This is a genomic window from Mycobacterium sp. MUNTM1 (assembly GCF_054660795.1).
Genome location: NZ_BAAGDE010000081.1, coordinates 1 through 3,917, shown reverse-complemented (window position 1 = coordinate 3,917; position 3,917 = coordinate 1). Strand labels below are relative to the sequence as shown.

Sequence of the window (3,917 nt, the reverse complement as noted above, 5' to 3'; positions counted from 1 at the left end):
TGGTGGGTACTCCCCCCCGGCGGCGCGGGTTTTCCCGCCACTCCCCCCGGGCGGGTTACCCCGGCGGCCCCCCGCCCACACCCCCGGGCCGCGGGGCCCGCCCCCCGTCTCCCCCACGCCGACCAGAGCGTGGCGCAGCACCTGCTCACCCAGTTTGTAGCCCTGCCGCATGACGGTGCCGATCACCGGTCGGGAGCCATCGCCTTCGTGCTGAACGGCTTCGTGCAGCACCGGGTCGAAGTCCTCGCCTTCCTCGCCGAACGCCGTCAGGCCGAGGCCGGTCAGCGCGGTCTCCAGTTTGTCGGCCACCGACTTCAGCGGTCCGGATTCCAGATCGCCGTGCTTGCGTGCCCGGTCGAGATCGTCGAGCACGCCCAGCAATTGGTTGACGACGGCCGCCTTGGCCCGGTCCGCGGCGGCCTGCTGGTCGCGCAGCGCCCGCTTGCGGTAGTTGGCGAAGTCGGCCTGCACCCGTTGCAGATCGGCGGTGAGCTCGGCGACTTTGCCCTCGGGCTGGGCCGCCGTCTCGCCGGCCGGCCCCCCTCCTGGCATATCGCCGGGAGGGGGGACCTGCCGTACTTCACCGGTCTCAGGATCGATTCGCCGCTTGTCGGTGACCGTCACCTGTTCCTGTGGGTTGCTTTCCGTCACTTGGACTCCCGGTCATCGTCGACCACCTCCGCGTCCACGACGTCGTCAGCGGACCCAGCCGGGCCGCCGGCCGCGCCGCCACCGGCCTGTTCACCGGCGGCCTGGGTGGCCTCGTAGATCGCCTGTCCGAGCGCCTGGGACTCCTGGCCCAGCTTCTCCATCGCCGCCTTGATCGCGGTGATGTCGGTGCCGCCCAGGGCCGTCTTGGCCTCGGCGATCGCGGCGTCGACCTTGGACAGCGTGTCCTCGGGGACCTTCGAGCCACCCTCGGCTTCGCGCTGATCCTTGACGAACTTCTCCGTCTGGTAGACCAGCGATTCGGCCTGGTTGCGGACGTCGGCCTCTTCGCGACGCTGACGGTCCTCCTCGGCGTGCGCCTCGGCGTCCTTGATCATCCGGTCGATCTCCTCCTTGGACAGGCCGGAGCCCTCCTGGATTTTGATCGTGTTCTCCTTGCCGGTGCCCTTGTCCTTGGCCGTGACGTGCACGATGCCGTTGGCGTCGATGTCGAAGGTGACCTCGATCTGCGGGACGCCGCGCGGAGCCGGCGGGATGCCGGTCAGCTCGAAGGAGCCGAGCAGCTTGTTGTGCGAAGCGATTTCGCGCTCACCCTGGAACACCTGGATCTGCACCGACGGCTGGTTGTCGTCGGCCGTGGTGAAGGTCTCCGACCGCTTGGTGGGGATGGTGGTGTTGCGCTCGATGAGCTTGGTCATCACGCCACCCTTGGTCTCGATACCCAGGCTCAGCGGCGTAACGTCAAGCAGCAGAACGTCTTTAACCTCACCCTTCAACACACCGGCCTGCAGGGCAGCGCCCACCGCGACAACCTCATCGGGGTTGACGCCCTTGTTGGGCTCCTTGCCCCCGGTGAGCTCCTTGACCAGTTCGGTCACCGCGGGCATGCGGGTGGAACCACCCACCAGAACCACGTGGTCGATTTCGGAGACCGAGATACCGGCGTCCTTGATCACGGACTGGAAGGGCTTGCGGGTGCGGTCCAGCAGATCCTGTGTGATGCGCTGGAATTCGGCGCGGGTCAGCTGCTCGTCGAGGAACAGCGGGTTCTTGTCCGCGTCGACGGTGATGTAGGGCAGGTTGATCGAGGTGCTCTGCGAACTCGAGAGCTCGATCTTGGCCTTCTCGGCGGCCTCACGCAGCCGCTGCATCGCCATCTTGTCCTTGGTGAGGTCAATTCCGCTGGTGCCCTTGAACTTATCGACCAACCACTCGACGACGCGGTCGTCCCAGTCGTCGCCACCGAGGTGGTTGTCACCGCTGGTGGCGCGGACCTCGACCACACCCTCGCCGATCTCGAGCAGCGACACGTCGAACGTACCGCCACCGAGGTCGAAGACCAGGATGGTCTGTTCCTTCTCGCCCTTGTCCAGGCCGTAGGCTAGCGCGGCCGCGGTCGGCTCGTTGACGATCCGCAGCACGTTCAGGCCGGCGATCTGGCCGGCCTCCTTGGTCGCCTGACGCTGGGCGTCGTTGAAGTACGCCGGCACGGTGACGACCGCGTCGGTGACGTCCTCACCCAGATACGCCTCGGCGTCGCGCTTCAGCTTCATCAGCACGCGGGCGCTGATCTCCTGAGCGGTGTATTTCTTGTCGTCGACCTCGATGGACCAGTCGCTGCCCATGTGCCGCTTGACCGAACGGATGGTGCGGTCGACGTTGGTGACCGCCTGGTTCTTGGCGGGCTGGCCGACGAGCACCTCCCCGTTGCGCGCGAACGCGACGATGGACGGCGTGGTCCGCGAACCCTCGGAGTTGGCGACGACGACCGGGTCACCGCCCTCGAGGACTGCGACGACGGAGTTGGTGGTCCCGAGGTCGATACCGACCGCACGAGCCATAGTGATTCCTCCTGAATGTGTAGAGCTTGTTTGGTGCCACTATGCTGAGTGAACCAGGCTCAAGCCTGCCCCTGGGGCCGGTGGGCTGTCAACCCAGTATTGAGTGTGGTTCGCTCAACTTGTCGACCATGTTAACGGCGGTTGGTCCCGCCTTGTTCCCGGGGTGGCTAAATCTTTCGGGGCCCCGCCGGCGACTTCCTCGATCAGCGCTTGCAGCGCCCGGGCGGCCGCGCTAGCCTGCCGGGTCGCCGAGGTCGCGACATAGAGCCGCCACCGCAGGTCATGCCCGGTGATCCGGACGCTGACCAGGCCCGAGCTGTCGATGCCCTCGAGGATGGACCAGCTCAGAAAACCGATCCCCAGCCCTTGCGGATGCAGGTCGCCGCCGTGGCCATGTCGGCAGCCTCCACCGCGACGGTCCGCTCGACGCCCGCGGCGGCAAACGCGTTGTCGACCACGGCGCGGTTGCCGTATCCCGGCGGCGCGTCGACGAAGGACATGCCCGCCAGGTCGGCAAGCGAAACCGTCGTGCGCCGGGCGGCGCCGACCGCGTCCCTGGCCGCGCGGGCGGCATCGAGGGTGGCCCGGGCGTCGGGTCGCAGCGCTTCGCCGGCGGGGTGATCCTGGGCGGCGTGTTCGACCGGCACCCGTCGCTGCAGATGATCATCGGGCACATGGGCGAGGCGACCTCGTTCATGCTGCCGCGCTTCGATGCCACCCTGAAACCGGAACTGACCGGCCTGCAGCATCCGGTGAGTTCGCATCTGCGGGAGAACTTTCACTACACGTTCGCCAACTTCAACGACCACGCGACGTACGCGAACCTGGTGGCGCAGGTCGGGATCGAGCGGGTGGCGTTCTCCGCCGATTACCCGTTCGGGTCGATGGTCGACGCCACCGCCTTCCTCGACAGCTTGCCGCTGTCCGACGACGAGCGGGCCGCGATCAGCCACCGCAACGCCGAAAAACTGTTGGGGCTGTAGCGCTCTGGTGGTCCGTCGGCTCGGTCACGCGGTGATAAACCTGGGCCATCAGCTCGGTATCGATAGCCGCGCCAGGGCAGCGACTTTCGCCTCGCGGTGCGTAACCTGAGTGCCGCTATTCGAATCGTCTGGGGAGCGGCGGGTGCGGTTTTCGGAGAATGCGCGGCGAAGCCTGGCCGGTGGTTCGCTGCTGCTCGTAGCCCTGATGGGCGGTTCGGAGCTGGTGTCCGGCTGCAGCTCCGTCATCGGGGGCCGGCCGGTGGCCTCGCCCGGAGCGGGACCCACCGAACCTTCTTTCCCCACCCCCAGGTCCACACCGCCGTCGGCGACCGCCGCCCCGGCCCCGGGCCCGTCGGCCGCGCCGAGCAACCCGACCAACCCGGCGGGCGCCATCCCGCTGCCGCCCGACCAGAACGGTTACGTC

General features: G+C 67.7%; 4 protein-coding genes and 1 pseudogene. 2 read left to right on the top strand and 3 right to left on the bottom strand.

All coding sequences use genetic code 11. From position 1 onward, the window contains the following. The 3 genes from grpE to ACYQ8K_RS27965 form a co-directional block, all read right to left on the bottom strand. On the bottom strand, nucleotides 1-651 hold a 651-nt coding region (gene grpE / locus ACYQ8K_RS27975; RefSeq protein ID WP_459974297.1), incomplete at its 3' end, for a nucleotide exchange factor GrpE. Further along, entirely contained in the window at nucleotides 648-2,510 is a 1,863-nt protein-coding gene (dnaK, locus tag ACYQ8K_RS27970; RefSeq protein WP_459974295.1) for a molecular chaperone DnaK, read from the bottom strand. The genes grpE and dnaK, both read right to left, overlap by 4 nt. A gap of 344 nt (nucleotides 2,511-2,854) precedes the next feature. Further along, complete coding sequence (locus ACYQ8K_RS27965) at nucleotides 2,855-3,184, bottom strand: LysR substrate-binding domain-containing protein (RefSeq protein ID WP_459974293.1); 330 nt, start codon at nucleotides 3,182-3,184, stop codon at nucleotides 2,855-2,857. On the opposite strand from ACYQ8K_RS27965, the gene ACYQ8K_RS27960 reads away from it, so the two are divergent. Together ACYQ8K_RS27960 and ACYQ8K_RS27955 are read left to right on the top strand one after the other, a co-directional pair. Next, nucleotides 3,185-3,493, top strand: a complete 309-nt coding sequence (locus ACYQ8K_RS27960; protein ID WP_459974291.1) for an amidohydrolase family protein — start codon at nucleotides 3,185-3,187, stop codon at nucleotides 3,491-3,493. 142 nt (nucleotides 3,494-3,635) lie between these two features. Next, a pseudogene (locus ACYQ8K_RS27955) lies at nucleotides 3,636-3,917 on the top strand (hypothetical protein); the annotation flags it as partial.